16 protein-coding genes and 1 pseudogene are annotated in these 18,519 nt (G+C 71.4%); 5 read left to right on the top strand and 12 right to left on the bottom strand.

Annotated features, from left to right (window positions below; translation table 11 throughout):
* Positions 1–162 precede the first annotated feature (162 nt).
* Entirely contained in the window at positions 163–375 is a 213-nt protein-coding gene (locus tag DEJ48_RS11755) for an EF-hand domain-containing protein (protein ID WP_150172461.1), read from the top strand.
* A 384-nt stretch (positions 376–759) separates the two neighbouring features.
* On the opposite strand, the gene bla is transcribed toward DEJ48_RS11755, so the two are convergent.
* Positions 760–1,692 carry a class A beta-lactamase gene (bla, locus tag DEJ48_RS11765; RefSeq protein ID WP_150216084.1) on the bottom strand — a complete coding sequence of 311 codons (933 nt, stop codon included), beginning with the start codon at positions 1,690–1,692 and terminating at the stop codon, positions 760–762.
* A 92-nt stretch (positions 1,693–1,784) separates the two neighbouring features.
* Between bla and DEJ48_RS11770 the strand changes: the two genes are divergently transcribed.
* Positions 1,785–2,519 (top strand): NADPH-dependent F420 reductase, encoded by a 735-nt coding sequence (locus DEJ48_RS11770; protein WP_223832459.1) that lies wholly within the window; start codon positions 1,785–1,787, stop codon positions 2,517–2,519.
* 25 nt (positions 2,520–2,544) lie between these two features.
* On the opposite strand, the gene DEJ48_RS11775 is transcribed toward DEJ48_RS11770, so the two are convergent.
* From DEJ48_RS11775 to DEJ48_RS11805, 7 genes are all read right to left on the bottom strand, one after another.
* Complete coding sequence (locus tag DEJ48_RS11775; protein WP_150216086.1) at positions 2,545–3,096, bottom strand: glycoside hydrolase family 25 protein; 552 nt, start codon at positions 3,094–3,096, stop codon at positions 2,545–2,547.
* Positions 3,097–3,185: 89 nt separating this feature from the next.
* Complete coding sequence (locus tag DEJ48_RS11780; RefSeq protein WP_150216087.1) at positions 3,186–4,382, bottom strand: YncE family protein; 1,197 nt, start codon at positions 4,380–4,382, stop codon at positions 3,186–3,188.
* On the bottom strand, positions 4,382–5,170 hold the full coding sequence (locus tag DEJ48_RS11785; RefSeq protein WP_223832002.1) for a polysaccharide deacetylase family protein: 789 nt from the start codon (positions 5,168–5,170) through the stop codon (positions 4,382–4,384). The genes DEJ48_RS11780 and DEJ48_RS11785 overlap by 1 nt, the downstream gene beginning before the upstream one ends.
* A 371-nt stretch (positions 5,171–5,541) precedes the next feature.
* Positions 5,542–6,045 carry an ATP-binding protein gene (locus DEJ48_RS11790; RefSeq protein WP_150186326.1) on the bottom strand — a complete coding sequence of 168 codons (504 nt, stop codon included), beginning with the start codon at positions 6,043–6,045 and terminating at the stop codon, positions 5,542–5,544.
* 273 nt (positions 6,046–6,318) lie between these two features.
* Positions 6,319–7,086: an enoyl-CoA hydratase/isomerase family protein gene (locus DEJ48_RS11795; protein ID WP_150216089.1), complete on the bottom strand. Its 768-nt coding sequence runs from the start codon at positions 7,084–7,086 to the stop codon at positions 6,319–6,321.
* 88 nt (positions 7,087–7,174) lie between these two features.
* The gene (locus tag DEJ48_RS11800) at positions 7,175–8,422 is read right to left on the bottom strand and encodes an Ig-like domain-containing protein (protein ID WP_150216090.1); all 1,248 of its coding nucleotides are present in this window, start codon (positions 8,420–8,422) and stop codon (positions 7,175–7,177) included.
* Positions 8,423–8,630: 208 nt separating this feature from the next.
* A complete protein-coding gene (locus DEJ48_RS11805; protein ID WP_223832003.1) occupies positions 8,631–9,833 on the bottom strand; it encodes an Ig-like domain-containing protein in 1,203 nt (400 codons plus the stop codon).
* A 154-nt stretch (positions 9,834–9,987) separates the two neighbouring features.
* On the opposite strand from DEJ48_RS11805, the gene glgX reads away from it, so the two are divergent.
* From glgX to DEJ48_RS11820, 3 genes are all read left to right on the top strand, one after another.
* A complete protein-coding gene (glgX, locus tag DEJ48_RS11810) occupies positions 9,988–12,282 on the top strand; it encodes a glycogen debranching protein GlgX (RefSeq protein WP_190537346.1) in 2,295 nt (764 codons plus the stop codon).
* A gap of 88 nt (positions 12,283–12,370) precedes the next feature.
* The gene (locus DEJ48_RS11815) at positions 12,371–13,324 is read left to right on the top strand and encodes a LysR family transcriptional regulator (RefSeq protein WP_150216091.1); all 954 of its coding nucleotides are present in this window, start codon (positions 12,371–12,373) and stop codon (positions 13,322–13,324) included.
* Between the two features lie 125 nt (positions 13,325–13,449).
* Positions 13,450–14,844: an alpha-lytic protease prodomain-containing protein gene (locus DEJ48_RS11820; RefSeq protein WP_150216092.1), complete on the top strand. Its 1,395-nt coding sequence runs from the start codon at positions 13,450–13,452 to the stop codon at positions 14,842–14,844.
* Positions 14,845–14,862: 18 nt separating this feature from the next.
* Here DEJ48_RS11820 and DEJ48_RS40295 read toward each other — a convergent pair whose 3' ends face one another.
* The 4 genes and pseudogenes from DEJ48_RS40295 to DEJ48_RS11845 form a co-directional block, all read right to left on the bottom strand.
* Positions 14,863–15,078 (bottom strand): response regulator transcription factor, encoded by a 216-nt coding sequence (locus tag DEJ48_RS40295; protein WP_150216093.1) that lies wholly within the window; start codon positions 15,076–15,078, stop codon positions 14,863–14,865.
* A complete protein-coding gene (locus DEJ48_RS11830; RefSeq protein WP_150221128.1) occupies positions 15,041–16,231 on the bottom strand; it encodes a sensor histidine kinase in 1,191 nt (396 codons plus the stop codon). Before DEJ48_RS11830 ends, DEJ48_RS40295 begins: the two co-directional genes overlap by 38 nt.
* Before the next feature lie 80 nt (positions 16,232–16,311).
* Positions 16,312–16,779: pseudogene (locus tag DEJ48_RS11835) on the bottom strand (ABC transporter permease); the annotation flags it as partial.
* 162 nt (positions 16,780–16,941) lie between these two features.
* The gene (locus DEJ48_RS11845) at positions 16,942–18,438 is read right to left on the bottom strand and encodes a glycosyltransferase family 39 protein (RefSeq protein WP_150216094.1); all 1,497 of its coding nucleotides are present in this window, start codon (positions 18,436–18,438) and stop codon (positions 16,942–16,944) included.
* Between the last annotated feature and the right edge of the window lie 81 nt (positions 18,439–18,519).

Consider the following 18,519-nt stretch of genomic DNA (forward strand, 5'->3'; position numbering starts at 1 on the left):
CGACGCGGGCCGGGATCTCAGTTCGTGAACAAGATATGGAGAAAGGTCACGGTTGGGACACGGACGGAAGTGCTGGCCATGGGGCGTACTCGTTGTCGGCGGGCCCCGGCGCGGCCGTTACCCTAACCCCCGTCAGTAGTGCACCAAGAAGGGGTGGATCCGGTGGCGGACATCGAGGAAGCGCGCAAGACGTTCGAGCAGTTCGACGCGGACGGCGACGGCTTCATCACGGCGGCGGAGTGGAAGAGCGCCATGGCCAGGATGGGCGACTTCTACCAGACCGAGGCGGTGGCCGAGGCCGTGATCGGCACGAAGGACACCGACGCGGACAAGCGTCTCTCTTTCGACGAGTTCTGGGCGAGCCTGAACAAGTAGTCGACGGGTCGGCGCGAGCCGACGCGGCGGAAGGGCCCGGCACACATGTGTGCCGGGCCCTTCGCGTCTCACACGCCCTCAGCGGCGGGCGCGCACGCTCCACCGGCCGTCCCTGCGCTCCAGCCGCACGGGATGGTCGGAACACTTGCCGACCTGGTCGCTCGTGAGCACGTCGGCCACCGTGCCGGAGGCGAGCGTGCGCCCCTCGCGCAGGAGCAGCGCGGCGCGCAGGGCGCGACGCGCGACGCGCGACGCGCGACCGATCAGCGCTCGGGGTGTCTCACACGGTGTACAACGGCACGTCCTTTTCCCGGGAGATGAGGTCGGCAGCACGGTAATGGTCTCCGTCGGCGCGGCTTCACCGGTTTTCCGACGCCCGGCCGCCTACGTCAGCTCGGCGACGACCAGCTTCGCGGCCTCCGCGATGAACGCGTTCACGGGCGGGGTGTCGCGGCCGGGACGGTCCGTCATGACGGCGAGTACGAGGGGGTCCGCGTCCGGCGGCCGGACCACGGCGATGTCGTTGGCCCTCCCCCAGTTGCCCGTGCCGGTCTTGTCCGCGACCCGCCACCCCTTCGGCACGCCCGCCCGGATCCGCCGCGCCCCCACCTCCGTGGCATTGCGCCCGAGCCACCCCGCCAGGAGGGCCCGCTTCGCGTCGGGCAGCGCGGCGCCGAGGACCAGGGCGCGGTAGTCGGCGGCGACGGCCCGCGGCGTGGTCGTGTCGCGCGGATCCCCCGGCGGCACGTCGTTCAGCTCGGGTTCGTGGTCGTCCATGCGGCTGACCTTGTCCCCGAGCCCCCGCAGGTAGTCCGTCAGCCCTGCCGGGCCGCCGATCTCGCGCATCAGCAGGTTGCCCGCCGTGCCGTCGCTGTACCGGATCGCGGCGTCGCACAGTTCCCCGACCGTCATGCCGGTCGCGATGTGCTTCTCGGTGACGGGCGAGATGGAGTCGACGTCGGCGGCGGTGTACGTGACGCGCTTGTCGAGTTGATCGAGGGGGCGGTGGTGCACGACGGCCGCCGCGGCCAGCGTCTTGAACGTGGAGCAGAACGCGAACCGTTCGTCCGCGCGGTGGGTCAGCGTGGCGCCCGTGCCGGTCGCCAGGGCGTACACCCCGAGGCGGCCACCGTGCTTGCGCTCCAGCGCGGTAAAACGGGAGGCGAGGCGGGAGGGATCGGCTGCGGGGGTCGAGGGCGGGCCCGCGGTGGACTTCCGCGGCGCGGGGCCGTCACCGGAACCGCACGCCGGGAGCGGCAGCAGCGCCGCGGCGAGCAGAAGGGCACGACGGGACGTCCCGGGCTGCGCCAAGCTCATCGGCCGCTGCTCGCTTTCCCTCGATACGTAATACGTAGCCGTCACGACCTACGTAGCCATTACGACGCAATCATTCTGCACGCCGCCGGAATATCCCCGCCGATCCGGAGGTTCCCTCCGTTACGAGCTCGGCACCTCGCCTCCTCGCCTCGGAAAGGCAGTCAGTCATGAAGATCGGCATCATCGGAGCGGGCAACATCGGCGGCAACCTCACCCGCCGCCTCACCGCCCTCGGCCACGACGTCTCCGTCGCCAACTCGCGCGGCCCCCACACGCTGACCGCCCTCGCCGAGGAGACCGGCGCGAAGCCCGTCACCGTCGGTGAAGCCGCGCGCGACGCGCAGGTCGTCGTCGTGACCATCCCGCTCAAGGCAGTCCCCGACCTGCCGGCCGGCTTCCTCGACGGCGCAGCCGAAAACGTCGCCGTCATCGACACCGGCAACTACTATCCGCAGCAGCGCGACGGGCGCATCGCCGAGATCGAGGACGGTCTGACCGAGAGCCGGTGGACGGAGCGGCAGATCGGCCACCCCGTCATCAAGGCCTTCAACGGCACGTACGCGCAGGACATCCTCGACAAGCCCCTGCCTCAGGGCGCCGCGGGCCGGGTCGCCCTGCCCGTGTCCGGCGACGACGAGGCCGCCAAGAAGATCGTGCGCGACCTGATCGACGAGCTCGGCTTTGACACCGTGGACAACGGCGGCCAGGACGACTCCTGGCGTCAGCAGCCCGGAACTCCCGTGTACGGGAACGCCGGTGGAGCGGACGAGATCCAGAAGGCGCTGGACGCGGCGTCACGGGAGCGTACGGCGGAGTGGCGCGCCTGACAGACGCGCCCTCCTGGCACACCACTCAGGGCGTGGCCCACTCCCGCAGCGCGTCCTCGCTCGCGAAGTCGGCCACGTTCTTGTCCAGCGGTGTCGACGTGTACTGGTGGATCTTCCACTTCGCCTGGATGCGGGGCTTGCCCGCGCTGACGTAGTCGGCGATCCACAGTCCGTCGCCCGCGTAGGACGTGGTGTCCCGGTTCAACCAGAAATCACGGTTCGCGTAGAGCATGACCCGGTGCGACGGCCGCAGGCGTTTCACCTCACGGATGAAGCGGTCCTTCTCCGCGTTCGAGGCAGCCGTATGGTTCCCCGTCCACTCCCAGTCCACCGCCAGCAGGTCCCCCGCCTTCTCCGGGGCCTTGCTCACGAAGTACTCCGCCTGGGCCGTGATGTTGCCCGGCCACAGGAAGTGGTAGTAGCCGACCACGCAGCCGCCGTCTCGGGCGCGCTTCGTCTGGGCGGACAGTTTCGGGTTGATGTACGAACGGCCCTCCGTCGCCTTTATGAAGACGAAGGAGAGACCGTCCGTGTCGAAGGTCGACTGGTGGGAGCTGACGTCGATGCCACGGATCACGGGCGCCTCCAGATTGGGCGCTAGGCAGTTCCTGAACTGCCCGTTTGGTGCCCGCTGTCAGCAAGGGCCAACCGTCAACCATCAACTGTTCAACGGAAGATCCCGGTGTGCCCGAGGGAGTAGCGGCCCGGCTGTGGGTACACCGCGAGGCCGTGCGGTCCGTTGCCGACCGGGATGCGGGCCAGCTGGACTCCGGTCCGGGTGTCGATGGCGTACACCTCGGAGTCGTAACGCCCCGACAGCCAGAGGGTGTTGCCGTCCGCCGAGACACCTCCCATGTCGGGGCTGCCGCCGTCCGGGAGCTTCCACTTCTTGGTGAGCCTGTTCTTCGGGAAGTCGAAGACGGAGATGGTTCCCTCGCCCCGGTTGGAGATGTACATCTCCTTGGAGTCGCGGCTGACGTACAGGCCGTGGCAGCCCCTGCCCGTGCGCATCAGCTTCGGTTCCGTGAACTTGTCGCCGTCCAGGACCCACATGCCGTGCGCCATCATGTCGGCGATGTAGAACGTCTTGCCGTCGGGCGACATCTTCACGTCCTGCGGCATGGCGCCCTTGAAGGGGATCTTCTGCTGGCCGACGACCTCCATCTTCTCCGTGTCGACCTTGAGGAGTTCGCCGGAGAACTCGCAGGACACGATGAAGTAGCGGCCGTCCATGGAGAAGTCGGCGTGGTTGACGCCGGCGCAGGTGACGGGGACGGTCTTGTCGCGGTTCATGGTCTTCGGGTCGCGGAAGACGAGTTCGCGGTCCATGGACGCCATGACGATCGCGTGCTTGCCGTTCGGCGTGAAGTAGAGGTTGTACGGGTCGGAGACCTCGACCGTACGGCCCGTCCTGCCGGTGACCGGGTCGATGGCGGTGAGGCTGTCGCCGAGGTCGTTGTTGACCCAGAGCGTCTTCATGTCCCAGGAGGGGACGACGTGCTGCGGCTGGTTGCCGACCTTGATGGTCTCGATGACCTCGAACTTCTTCGGGTCGATGACCGACACCGTGTTGGACTCGGTGTTGGGGACGTAGACGCGCTGCAGGAACTTCTTGGCCACGGGCTGGAGCGCGTTGGGCCGGTCGGCGGCGTACGCGTCCTTGGGGTCGAGCACCGGCGGCATGCCGGGCAGGCCGGGTGCCGCCTTCGGCCTGGCGGGCTTGCGGACGCCTTCGGTGCCGAGGGCTTCGGTGTCGCCCTTGCCGCTGCCGCAGCCCGCGAGGGCGGCGAGGACGGCGCCGGCGGCGAGCACGGCCGCGGTGCGTTTGGTGGCGGTGAACGTCTCGTTCGGGATCAGGGGCATCAGGTCAGCAGCTCCGTGGTCGTGACCGCGCGCAGGCCGCGGCGTTCCAGTTCTTCCAGGACGGCGGGCAGGGCGGCGACCGTGTCCGCGTACCCGAAGTGCAGGCTCACGACGGATCCCTCGCGGATCTCGCCCGCGACGGTGCGGGTCACGGCGGGGGCGCCCGGTGACGTGAAGTCGAGGGAGTCGACGTCGTACGAGAGGACGTGCGGGTAGCCCGCGCGGTGGGCGAGGCGTTCGACGAGGGGGGTCGCCGTCCGGGCGCGCGAGGGGCGGAACCAGGTGCCGATGGAGCCGGTGAGACGGCGCAGGCGGTCCGCGCAGCCGGTGATCTCGGCGTGGGCCTCGGCCTCGGACATGGCGTTGATGTCGAGGTGGTGGTGGGTGTGGTTGCCCAGGTCGTGGCCGCCGTCGAGGATGCGGCGCGCCAGGTCGGGATGTGCGTCGAGCCAGCTGCCGACGGCGAGCACGGTGATCTTCGCGCCGGCCTGCTCCGCCTGGGCGAGGAGTGCCTTCGCGGTGGCGGGGTCACCCTGGCCGTGGAAGGTGAGGGCGACCTGGGGGCGGGTGCGGGGGCCGTGGCCGATCTGGCCGGGCGCCCCGGGGAAGCGGCGGGGTGCGGGGGCGGCGGCCGGGGCGGGCCTGGCCGGGCGGGGGGTCGTGGTGGCGGGCGGGCGGTCGCGTGCGGGGGCGGCGGGGCCGGTCGCGGCGCACCCGGTGGTGAGCGCGCCCGCGGCGACCAGGCCGGCGCCCGCGCGCAGGGCTCTGCGGCGGTCGGTCTCGATCACCGGACCATTTAATGGGAAAAACATGGAAAAGATGCTGATTGCCCGCTTCGGCGGTGTTACGGGTCGGATCCCCGTGCGGGCGACCCCCCTGTCGCCCCTTGCTTATCGCCTGCCACAGCCTCCACTTAACCAGCGTTTACCAGGCAGGTGTCCCATCTCACCAAGGATTCACCTCTAAACTGTTATGGTTTGCCCGTATTTCATCCCTTACGAGACTTTGGATCGGGGACGCCCGTCTGCCATAGTCGGAGACACGACCCCCATTGACCCGGGCTCAGGTCGTCTCGGCGGCCGTGGACCACACCCCACTGTCCACGCCGCTTCACGAAGGCCCCCTCGCGCCGACCACGGCAGCCGGGGGCTTTCGCGTATCAGCGGTCGGCCGCCCGCATCTCGAACCACGTCGTCTTGCCGCGCGGCAGCAGATCCACGCCCCACCGGTCCGAGAGCTTGTCGACGAGGAAGAGGCCGCGGCCGCTCAGGTCCATCTCGTGGACGGGGAGCAGACAGGGCAGCCCGCGCGACGGATCGCGGACCTCGACCCGGATCCAGCCGCGCCGCCGCTGCATGCGCAGGCCGAAGACGCGGGCGCCGGTGTGCCGCACGGCGTTCCCGACGAGTTCGGAGACGAGGAGGACGACGTCCTCGGTGAGCTTCGGGGAGAGCCCCCAGTGGCGCAGGACCACGACCTGGGCGAGGCGGCGCGCGATGGCGGCGGACTCCGGGCGCGACGGCAGCGGGACCTCCGCGTCCGTGGGATTGCCGAACAACTCGAGCGCCTTCAGCGCGTGTTCGTCCTCAACCGCCGGCGACCAGCGCGCCGCGGTCGCACTGCCGTGCCGCCGCGGCCGTTCGTCACCCTCCAGCCCCGCCATGCCCCCATCATGGCCGCCCGGAGCGCTCTCCGTGGCCGTTCCGGCGGAATAAGCCCCCCGGAACCATCCATTCCGGGGGGCGCGCTTGACATATGCCTATGGCATTCAATAGCCATTTCAGCAGGCGTGACCTGCGATGACTTCCCGCTTACGCATGATCACTCAAAGCTTTTCGACGGGTGTACTTAAGGCTCAGTTAAGTCGTCCATAATCCGCCCCATCGAGCGACCCCGCCGCTGACGCCTCTTCAACTTGGCGCACACTCGGACCAGTTCAGACGAACTTCGCCTTGCCCGGGCCCTCCTCGACGAAGCTCCGCATGCCCCGCTCGCGGTCCTCGGTCGCGAACAGGCCTGCGAACCACGTCCGTTCGATGGCGAGGCCCGTGTCGATGTCCGTCTCCAGGCCCGCGTCGATCGACTCCTTGGCGGCGCGCAGCGCGACGGCCGGGCCCCGCGCGAGGCGTGCGGCCCACGCGTGCGCCTGCTCGTACACCTCGACGGCGGGCACGACGCGGTCAACCAGGCCCATGGCGAGCGCCTCGTCGGCCTTCACGTGGCGGCCGGTGAAGATGAGGTCCTTGGCCTTGGACGGGCCGACGAGCCGGGCCAGGCGCTGGGTGCCGCCCGCGCCGGGGATGACCCCGAGCAGGATCTCCGGCTGGCCGAGCTTGGCGTTGTCCGCGGCGATGCGGAAGTCGGCGCAGAGGGCGAGCTCGCAGCCGCCGCCCAGCGCGTAGCCGGTGACGGCGGCGACGACGGGCTTGGGGATGCGTGCGACGGCGGTGAAGGACTCCTGGAGGGCCCCGGAACGCACGATCATGGCCGCGTGGTCCATGTCCTGCATCTCCTTGATGTCCGCGCCCGCCGCGAACACCTTCTCGCCGCCGTAGATCACGACGGCGCGCACGTCGTCGCGCCGCGCCGCCTCCTCGGCGAGCTCCTTGAGGCGGTCCTGGGTCGCGATGTCCAGGGCGTTCATCGGGGGACGGTCGAGCCGGATCGTGCCGACGCCTTCGGCGACTTCGAGGGTTGCAGTCATGGCAGCAGGTTAACGGGGACTAACGACACCGGGCCCGGTGCACTTGGTCACAGTGCGCCGGGCCCGGTACGGAAGGGTGCAGGCGGGCCTACGCCTTCCACTCCTCCCACGACATGTTCCAGCCGTTGAGACCGTTGTCCGGCTGGATCTTCTTGTCCGCGGAGTTCTTCACCACGACGACGTCGCCGATGAGCGAGTTCTCGAAGAACCATCCGGCGGGCGTCTTCTTGCTGTAGCCGCCGCGCACGTCGCTCAGGCCTATGCAGCCGTGGCTGGCGTTGGTGTTGCCGAAGGCGCCGCCCGACCAGTAGTTGCCGTGGAGGAACGTGCCGGAGGTCGACAGGCGCATGGCGTGCGGGACGTCCTTGATGTCGTACTCGCCGCCGAAGCCGACGGTCTCGCCGTTCATCCGGGTCACCTGCAGCTTCTCGCTGATGACCATCTCGCCGTTGTACGTGGTGGTGCCGGGGGCGCCCGCCGTGATCGGGATCTTCTTGATCTGCTCACCGTCGCGGACGACCTTCATGTGGTGCGTCTTGGCGTCGACCGTGGAGACCTGGCTGCGGCCGATGGTGAACTTCAGGGTCTTGGCCTGCTTGCCGTAGACACCCGGGCGGCCCTCGACGCCGTCGAGGTTGAGCTTGACGGTGACCTTCGTGCCGGCCTTCCAGTATTTCTCCGGGCGGAAGTCCAGGCGGTCGTTGCCGAACCAGTGGCCCTCGACCGGCACGGACGGCTCGGTCTTGATCTCGACGGCCTTCTCGACCGCGTCCGGGTCGGTGATGCCGCGCGTGAAGTTGACCGAGAACGGCATTCCGACGCCGACCTTCGAGCCGTCCTCCGGAGTGAACTGCCCGATGAAGGTGTTCTTCGGGGTCAGTGTCGTGAAGACGGTGTCCTTGGCGGACGCGCGGCCCTCGGAGTCCTTGGCCACGGCGTGGACCTTGTACTTGGTGGCGGCCGCGAGGTGGTGGGCCGGCGTCCAGCTGGTCCCGCCCGACGTGATCTTGCCGGGCACCGGATTGCCCTTGTTGTCCTCCACCTTGACCTCGGACAGCTTGCCCTTGGCTGCGGCTATCTTCAGTGCGCCACTGGTGGCCACCGCGTCCGCGCCGTCCTTGGGGGCTATCGTGACGACCGCCGCCGAGGGGGCGTTCTTGTCCGCCTTGTCCTTGCCGTCACCGCCGCCCGCGTCCGAACCCCCGCCGCACGCCGCGACGAACAGCAGCGTCGCCCCGGACGCCACCGCCGTCAGTGTCCTCGCTGTTCCGGCGCCCCGCCGCCGAGCGCGCTTGCGCGCGCCAACCGACGTCCCCGATATCGGTCGCCCGTTCACGATCTCGTCTCCCCTCGCACGGCCTGATCCAGGCCCGCACCCCAGTGCACCTGCGCGTTTCGGACACGCGCAAGCGTTAGATAACCACACGGTTCCCGGGGAACAGTCCCCGCCAATGTCACCGTTCAGTTCCAACTGCCCCTTGGGTGCGGGCGGACCAAGATCACCTGGTGGTTCCGAGCCGGTCACCTGGCGATCACCCGGAGGATCAGGCGTTCTTCACCCAGTCCTTCCATTCCATGTTCCAGCCGCCGAGACCGTTGTCAGGAGCGACTTTCTTGTCATTGCTGTTGATCACTTCGACGACGTCCCCGATGAGGCTCCGGTCGAAGAACCAGCCCGCGGGCGTCCGTGAGCTGCCGCCCTTCACATCGCGCAGGCCCACGCAGCCGTGGCTGACATTGGTGTTGCCGGGGGCGTCCGGCGACCAGTAGTTGCCGTGCAGGAAGGTGCCCGAGGTCGTGAGGCGCATGGCGTGCGGGACGTCGGGGATGTCGTACTCGCCGCCGAAGCCGACGGTGCGGCTGTTCATGCGGGTCACCTCCAGCATCTCCGTCACCACCATCTTCCCGTTGTACGTGGTGGTCTTGGGAGCGCCCGCGGTGATCGGCACGGTGGAGAGCACCTCGCCGTCCCTGCGCACCTCCATGGTGTGCTCGGCGGCGTCGACCAGGGACTGCTGGTCGCGGCCGACGGTGAAGGTGAAGCTCTTGTCCTGGAGGCCGTAGACCCCGGGGGCCGCCTGGACGTCGCGCAGACGCAGGGCGACGGTGACCTTCGTGCCGGGCTTCCAGTACTTCTCGGGGCGGAAGTCCACCCGGCTCTTGCCGAACCAGTGCGGGCGGATGTCGACGTCCGGGTGCGCGGTGACGTGGATGGCACGCTGGACCGCCTCGCGGTTCTCGACCTCCCGGTTGAACTCAAGGGAGACGATCATGCCGGTGCCGACGGTGGCGCGGTTCTCCGGTGCCACGTATCCGATGAAGCGCTCGTCGGGGACGTACGTACGGAAGGTGGTGTGCCGGGCGGAGCGGCGGCCGTGGCCGTCCATGGCGACGGCGTCGACCTCGTACATGGCGGCGAGCGCCAGCGGCCCGCGGTCGAGGGGGCGCCACGTCATGCCGTCCTCGTCGATGCGGCCCGGTACGTCGAACTCCTGTGCGTCCTGCGTCCGGACGACCTTCACCGACTCCAGGCGCCCGTCGGGCACCGTCACCTCCAGACGTTCGTCCGCCTTGACCCCCTTGCTGTCGTCGTCGGGTGACACCCGGATCGCGTCCGCCGGCGAGCGGGGCTTCCCCATCAGCCCGTCGACCCCGCCGGAGGAACAGCCCGCCAGCAGCCCCGCCCATGTCAGTACCGCGGCCAGCGCGGCCCCTGCGCGCCGTGCGCGCCTCGCATCCTGTCTCACGTGGGTCCCAACGACCGTCCCCCTGCCGGGGAAACGTGAGTGCGACGCGTGCGGTGGGCAGAACCATGGGGAGGACGACGTATGGGGAGCCGCGGCCGGGACGCCGCACGCCCTTCTTCGCGCGTCGACCGACGGAGCCGCGGGAGGCCGACAGGTGACGAGCGCACCCGAGCAAGGGGCAGTGCAGCAGGCGCGGGCGATGGGGCGCGGCACGACGGAGCGGCCCGCGCCGACGGTGAACGGCAGCAGAAGGGCGGCGCTCCGCGCGGCGCCGACGCGGCCCGTGTGGCCGGGGGCGCCGACGCCGCTCGGGGCCCGCTTCCGGGTCGGGCCCGACGGGGTCGCGGGCACCAACTTCGCGCTGTGGGCGGGCGGGGCGGAGGCGGTGGAGCTCTGTCTGTTCGACGACGGGCAGGTGGAGACGCGCTGCCCGCTGACCGAGCTGACGCACGAGATATGGCACGGTTTCGTGCCGGGCGTGCGGCCGGGGCAGCGGTACGGCTACCGCGTGCACGGCCGCTGGGACCCGTGGACGGGTGCCCGCTGGAATCCGGCGAAGCTGCTCCTGGATCCGTACGCGCGCGCGGTGGACGGCGGCCCCGGTCTCGACTACGGCTCGCTGCCCGCGGAGGTGTACGGGCACGTGCGGGACTGGCCGCAACAGCATGTGGCGGACACGGTCCGCGACGACCGTGACTCGGCGCCGTACGTCCCCAAGGGCGTGGTCGTGCACGACGACGCGCCGGACGACGAGTGGACCGACGACCGCAGGCCGAAGACGCCGTGGGCGGACTCGGTCATCTACGAACTGCACGTGCGCGGCTTCACGAAGCTCCATCCGGGGATTCCCGAGGAATTGCGCGGTACGTACGCGGGGTTGGCGCACCCGGCCGCGCTCGACCACCTCGTGCGGCTCGGGGTGACGGCGGTCGAGCTCCTTCCGGTGCATCAGTTCGCGCACGAGGACCACCTGCTGCGGCGGGGCCTGCGCAACTACTGGGGCTACAACTCGATCGGCTACTTCGCGCCGCACGCGGCCTACGCGGCGTCCGGGACGCGCGGGGAGCAGGTCGGCGAGTTCCGGCGGATGGTGCGGGCGCTGCACCAGGCCGGGATCGAGGTCATCCTGGACGTGGTCTACAACCACACGGCGGAGGCCGGGGAGCTCGGCCCGATGCTGTCCCTGAAGGGCATCGACAACCGCGGCTACTACCGGCTGCAGCAGAACGACGCGCGGCGGTACGCGGACTACACGGGCTGCGGGAACACCCTCCAGGTCGTCCAGCCGCACGTGCTGCGGCTGATCACCGACTCGCTGCGGTACTGGGTGTCGGAGATGGGGGTGGACGGGTTCCGGTTCGATCTGGCGGCGGCGCTCGCGCGCTCCTTCCACGACGTCGACATGCTGTCGCCGTTCCTCGCGGTGATCGCGCAGGATCCGGTGCTGCGGCGCGTGAAGCTGATCGCCGAGCCGTGGGACGTGGGGTCCGGCGGCTATCAGGTGGGGGCCTTCCCGCCGCTGTGGACGGAGTGGAACGACCGCTACCGGGGTGCGGTGCGGGACTTCTGGCGGGGCGCGCTGCCGGACGTACGGGATCTGGGGTACCGGCTGTCCGGGTCGAGCGATCTGTACGCGTGGGGCGGGCGCAGGCCGTACGCGTCGGTGAACTTCGTGACGGCGCACGACGGTTTCACGCTGCGGGACCTGGTGAGTTACGAGCGGAAGCACAACGAGGCCAACGGCGAGGGCAACCGGGACGGCTCCGACGACAACCGGGCGTGGAACTGCGGTGCCGAGGGCGAGAGCGACGACGCGGATGTCACGGCGCTGCGCCGCCGCCAGCTGCGGAACCTGATGACGACGCTGCTGCTGTCCACCGGTGTGCCGATGCTGGTCGCTGGCGACGAGATGGGCCGCACGCAGGGCGGCTCCAACAACGCGTACTGCCAGGACAACGAGATCAGCTGGGTCGACTGGGGGCTCAGGGACGAGCCGGGCTGGCGCGACCTGTTCGCGCTCACGTCCCGCCTCATCGAGCTGAGGCACCGTCATCCGGTGCTGCGCAGGAGGGCGTTCTTCTCCGGGCGCGCGCACTCCGCGGACGGGCTGCGGGACCTGGCGTGGTTCACGGCGGGCGGCGGGGAGATGACGGAGGCGGACTGGTACGCGCCGAGGACGACGCTCGGCATGTACCTGTCGGGGCGCGACATACCCGGCCGGGACGCGCGGGGCGCGCCGGTCGTCGACGAGAGCTTCCTCGCGGTGCTGCACGCGGACGGGGAGCCGACGGCGTTCGTGCTGCCGGGTCCGCCGTGGGCCGCGGCGTACGAGGTGGTGGTGGACACGTCACTGGAGGAGCAGGCCGCACCGCCCGGCACGGTGCACCGGGCGGGCGAGTCGGTGACGGTGCCGGGGAGGTCGGTGATGCTGCTGCGGGTGACCACCTGACGCCGGCGCGGTCGCGGGCCCGCACATGCGCGCACTTGGTCCGGACCTGAGTCTTGCCCCTGCTCTTGGGTGACCCCAAGCTCGCCTTATGGACCTGGAGTTGCGGCACCTCAAGACGATCCGGGCGATCGCCGACGCGGGCAGCCTGACCAAGGCCGCCACCGCGCTCGGGCTCGCCCAGCCCGCCCTGAGCGCGCAGTTGAAGAGGATCGAGCGGGCCCTCGGCGGCCCGCTCTTCGAGCGGGGGCGGCACGGGGTGCGGGCCACGGCGCTCGGCGAGTTCGTGCTCGCGCGGGCCCGGGTGGTCCTGCCCGCGATGAGCGGGCTGCGGGAGGAGGCCCAGCGGTTCGTGCGGGCGTGGGAGGGCGGGGCGGGGTTCCGGCTCGGCGGCATCCACGGGCCGCTGCTCGGGGCGCTGGTGGACCGGCTCGCCGCGGCGTACCCGGGGGTGCCGGTGTCGACGCACACCTCGTGGTCGGAGCGGGAGCTCGCGTCCCGCACGGCGGAGGGCCGCCTCGACTTCGCGCTGGTCGGTACGTGCGGGGCGAGCACGCCGCCGGAGAGCGACCTCCTCGTGTGGCGTGAGGTGGCCCGTGACCCCGTCTTCGTCATGCTGCCCACCTCCCATCCGCTGGCCGACGTCCAGGAGATCGACCTGGCGCGGCTCGCGGACGAGGCGTGGACGGACGTGCCGGGCGACGGCTGTTTCGCGGACTGTTTCTCGGCGGCGTGCGCGCGGGCGGGGTTCACGCCGTCGCGGGTGTACGAGACGGATGTCGCGTCGTGCGTGCATCTGGTGCAGGTGGGGCGGGCGGTGGGGCTCTGCCGGGCGACGTTCCCGCCGACGCCGGGTCTGGTGACGAGGCCGCTGGTGGGGGCGCCGCTGTACTGGCGCCATCTGCTCGGCTGGCATCCGGCGGCTCCCGCCCACGACACGGCGGCGGCGGTCTTCGCGCAGGCGCGGGCGGCGCACGCGGAGGCGGCGGCGCGCAGTGACAGCTACACGGCGTGGCTCTCGGCACCGTCGCCGCCGTCTCCGTGACCCGCCGGGTTCACCGGCTGTCCATAACGCCGGTGTACGGGGTCGAATGACAGCTGTGTGGGGGCTGTTGAGGGTTCTACCGTGTGGGCGATCCCCGCTCGTCCTCGCACCACGAGGAGACTCGTATGCTCCCCACCACCCATCACAGACGCGTCGCCGCCGCGTGTGCCGCGGTCACCGCCGCCGGTGCGCTGGTCCTCGCCGGTCTGCCCGGCGCCGCGTCCGCTTCCCCCTCCTCCCCCGCTTCCCCTTCCTCCCCGTCCTCCTCCCGGCTCTCCCCCGCCGAGAGCGCCGCCGTCGACAAGACCTCTCCCGGAGTCTTGAAGGCCATGCAGCGCGACCTCGGCCTCACGTCGGCGCAGGCCGAGGCCCGTCTGGTCAACGAGGCCGAGGCCGGCGCCGTCGCGGGAGCCCTGCGGAACGCGCTCGGCCGTGACTTCGCGGGCGCGTGGGTGCACGGCGCCACCTCCGCGCGACTCACCGTGGCGACCACCGACGCCGCCGACGTCCCGAGGATCGAGGCGCGGGGCGCACGCGCCGAGGTCGTCGGTCACTCGGTCGCGGAGCTGGACGCGGCCAAGGCCCGTCTCGACCGCGCGGCGAAGAAGGCGGCGACGCGCGACGCGCCGGTCTGGTACGTCGACGTGCGCTCCAACACGGTCGTGGTGCGGGCCGTGAAGACGTCCGCCGCGAAGTCCCTCGTCCGGGCGGCGGGCGTCGACGCCTCCCTCGTACGCGTGGAGAGGACCGCGGAGCGGCCGCGGCCGTTCTACGACCTGGTGGGCGGCGAGGCGTACTACATGGGTGGCCGCTGCTCCATCGGCTTCCCCGTCACCAAGGGCACCCAGCAGGGCTTCGCGACGGCCGGTCACTGCGGGCGCGCGGGCACCGCGACCACCGGCTACAACCAGGTGGCCCAGGGCACGTTCCAGGCGTCCGTCTTCCCCGGGAACGACATGGCCTGGGTCGCCACGAACACGCAGTGGACCGCCACCCCGTACGTGAAGGGCCAGGGCGGCCAGCGGGTCGGCGTCGGGGGCTCTACCCAGTCCCCGGTGGGTGCGTCGATCTGCCGGTCGGGCTCCACTACGGGGTGGCACTGCGGCACCATCTCGCAGCACAACACGAGCGTCACCTACCCCGAGGGCACCATCAGCGGCGTGACGCGGACGACGGTCTGCGCGGAGCCCGGCGACTCGGGCGGCTCCTACATATCGGGGAGCCAGGCGCAGGGCGTCACGTCCGGCGGCTCGGGCAACTGCTCCAGCGGCGGTACGACGTACCACCAGCCGATCAACCCGCTGCTGCAGCGGTTCGCCCTGACGCTGAAGACCACCGGCGGCGGCGAGGACCCGGGTCCCGGCGAGCCGGAGCCGGGCGGCACGTGGGCCGCGGGCAAGGTGTACGCGGCCGGTGACTCCGTCACGTACGGCGGATCCACCTACCGCTGCCTCCAGGGTCACCAGGCGCAGCCGGGCTGGGAGCCGCCGAACACGCCGGCGCTCTGGCAGCAGGCGTAGCGGGCGCGGGCCCGTCGGTCAGGCGCCGAGGATGCCGCGGTCGTACGCCGTCGCGACGGCCGCGGCACGGTCCTTGACGCCGAGCTTGCCGTAGATGTGGGTGAGATGCGTCTTGACCGTGGCCTCGCTGATGAAGAGTTCCGCGGCGATCCCACGGTTCGACGTGCCCCTGGCGACGAGCGCGAGCACCTCCCTCTCACGGGTGCTCAGCGGCTCGTTTCCGGGGGCACGCACGCGTGAGACGAGGCGGGAGGCGACGGCCGGCGAGAGGACGGTGCGCCCTTCGGCGGCGGCGCGGACCGCGGTGAACAGTTCGTCGCGCGGGGCGTCCTTGAGCAGATAGCCGGTCGCGCACGTCGAGGGTGACCTCGTCGCCCATGAAGGAGAGGGTGACGCCGAGGCGGGCCGCTTCCGCGTGCCGGGCGGTGTTGGAGGGGGCCTCCTGGACGATGCGCAGGAGGGTGGCCTCGATCTCGTCGTGCAGGGGTTCGGCGGTGCCGGTGACGGTGAAGTGGGCGCGTATGCCGGTGCGTTGCGCCCACTGGGCGCCCGTCATGTCGAGTGCTTCGGGGAGCCGGTCGTGTTCCAGGGGCGCGAGTGACAGGTTGTGGACGGAGCGGCGGGCCTCGCCGAGGCTGTGCCGGGCGAGGTCGGCGGCCCGGTCCAGGTGCTCGCGGGCCAGCTTCTCGTCACGGGCGCCCGAGACGACCTGGAGCTGGGCGATGATGCCGGTGAGGCCCTGCGCGATGGTGTCGTGGATCTCGGCGGCGAGCCTGCGCCGCTCGTCGGCGACGCCCGCCTCCCTCGCCTGCACGAGGAGCTGGGCGTGCAGCGCGGCGTTCTCGTCCATGGCCTGCTGGAGTGCGGTGTCGGTGCGCTCAAGCTCGGTGATGGTGACGGCGGCGTCGCGGGCGCGCCGGTCCTCCTGGTCTGCGAGGTGGGCGAAGACGATGAGCAGGGCGATGTTCACCGCGAGCAGCCCGCCGAAGACGACCCAGCCGAGCTCGTCCTCCGGGGGCATGCCGCCGGACTGGGAGCCCGCCATGGTGACGGCGGTGGCGAAGCGGCCGAGCCTCACGAGGCGCGGGGGCAGCATGCGTTCGGTGCCGAAGTAGCCGACGACGGCGTAGAACGCGAAGAACGGGTTGAGCCAGGAGAGCACGAAGGCGGCGGCCCAGCGCAGCACGTAATAGAGGGCGGAGGCGGGCGTCGGGCCGGGGCGCGCGTGGAGGGTCGCTCCCCACCACAGCTGGAGCAGGACGCCCGTCGCCACCATGGCCCCGGCCGTGTACCAGTCGCCGCGGTCCATGCCGACGACTTCACTCGTGGGGATGGCCATGAGGAGGCCGAAGCCGAGCAGCGTGTAGGGCCCCCAGCGGTGGAACATGCCCCAGCGCTGTTCGATCAGTTCCGCGGCGTCCGCCGTGCTCGTACTCGTGCTCTTGCTCACGGGCCAAGTGTGGTCCGTCACTCCCAGCGGAACCAACGCGAGGCCCCCGCCGACAGAAGCACGGTCCACAGCGCGAGAACGCCCAGGTGGCTCCAGCCGGGCCAGTCGCCCGCCGCCGCCTCGGAGAGTGCCTGGGCGGCGGCGCCGAGCGGGGCGAACTCCACGATGCGGGCGAGCGTGTCGGGCATCGCCTGCACCGGCAGCCAGACGCCCGCGCTGAACATCATCGGGAAGAAGACGGCGGAGCCGATCGCGGACGCGGCCTTCGTGGTGCGGGCGAGCGCGGAGATGAGGGCGCCGAGGGCGAGCCCGCACAGGACGGCGAGGACCAGGGCGAGCAGGTAACCGAGGAGCTGACGCGGCAGGGTCACGTCGAAGGCGAGGCGGCCGACCGTCGGGGAGATCAGCGCCGAGGCCACGGCGGCGGTGCCGTAGACGCTCATCTGCGCGCCGAGGACGGCGCCGGGACGCACCGGCGTCGCGGATGCCCCTCATCGAAGTCCACGGACTCAAGAAGGCCTACGGCAGGCGCACCGTCGTCGACGACGTCTCCTTCGCCGTCGAGGAAGGCGAGATCTTCGGGATACTGCGTCGAGAATCCCCGGTGGGCGGGGGCGTCGGCATCGCCCGTCGCGCTCGGGGCGGCATCAGCCGATCGGTTGATGCGGGGCTACGACCCCGGGCGGCGCGGCGCAGCGCGGCCCGCGCTCGTACCCCTGGACGCGGCGGCCGCGCACCTCGGTGTCCGTGCAGCGGGTGAAGTGCTCGACCAGGACCCGGCGCTTGACGGCGTCGCGCCCGCCGCCGGGGTGGTCGTCGGCGTCCGCGACGACCAGGATGCGGTGCTTGCGCAGCATCGCTCTGCGTATGTGCGCGGGCGCGGTTTCCCTGCCCTGGAGCGAGCCGGAGGCGGCGGGACTCTCGGCTAGCGCCAGGTCGTCGAGGCCGGTGAAGGAGCCGGGCGAGACCTCGGCGGTGTCGCGCCGCCAGGACGGGATGAAGAGGACGCCGTCCCCCGGCCGGGAGGTCCTGGCCACCGTCTCGGCGGGCGCGAGGACGTCGTCGACGCGGCTCTGCGGGGTGCGCAGGTCGAGCTGGAGCGGGAGCAGGGCGGCGGATGCGGCCAGGACGAGTGCGGTCAGGAGACGCCGGGAGCGTACGACGCCGGCGAGCGCGGCGCCGATGAGCAGGCCGAGCCCGAGGTCGGCGTAGAGGACGTAGCGGTCGATGTAGAGCGGTCTGACCAGGGAGACGAGCAGCAGGGTGACGACGGGGAACGCGAGGAGGGGCAGGCCGACGGAGACGACCGGCACCACGGGGGCGGCCGAGGCGGTACGGGGCGCCGCCGCGGTCCCCGCGCGCCGTCGCGACAGGCGGGCGCAGAGCAGCCCCACGGCCAGGAGAGGCAGCGGCGCGAGCGCGGTCGACCAGGTGAGCGGGCGTATCCAGGCGACCTGTCGGGCCTGGCAGCGGCTGGCCAGGACGAGCGGCAGCGCGCCGACGACGACCACCGAGGCCGCCGCGAGCCAGCGGGACGGGAGCCGGGTCGCGCCGCGCCGGTGTGCGAGGAGGACGGTCGCCGCATGGGCCGGCAGTGCGAGCAGCGAGAACCAGTTGAGCAGCGCGGCGACGAGCAGGGCGGTCGTGTACGCGGCCCACAGGCGTGCGGTCGGGCCCCGTCCCCGGCGACCGTCCATCAGGGTCACGAGGATCAGCGTCGCCACCGCCACGGCGGCCGCCACCAGGGCGTACGAGCGTCCCTCCTGTGCGTAGTGCTGGGTGCTCGGCATGAGGGCGAAGGCCGTGCCGGCGGCGAGGCCCGCGCGGGGTCCGGACAGGCGGCGCGCGGTCGCGGCGAGCGCGGCGGCGGCGCCCGCCATGGCGAGGACGGAAGGCAGGCGCAGGGCGAGGAGGCTGTCACCGAGGAAGGCGAAGACGCCGTGCATGAACAGGTAGTAGGCGCCGTGGACGACGTCGATGCGGTCCAGCAGGTGCGCGAGTTCGGGCAGCGACCTGTGGGCGGCCTCCCATGTGGCCGCCTCGTCGCGCCACATGCTGTCCTCACGGGTGATGCCCCACAGGCCGAGCAGGAGCGTGAGGGCGGCGGGGCCGGTCGTGCCGAGCGCTGGTCTGAGCGTGGGCATGACGGAGCTCCGGGGGCGTGAAGGGGTGAAGGGGTGGCGGCGTGGCGGGGGTGAGGGCGACCGGGGCCCGGGCTGCCGCCG

The organism is Streptomyces venezuelae (assembly GCF_008642315.1).
Taxonomy (GTDB): domain Bacteria; phylum Actinomycetota; class Actinomycetes; order Streptomycetales; family Streptomycetaceae; genus Streptomyces; species Streptomyces venezuelae_D.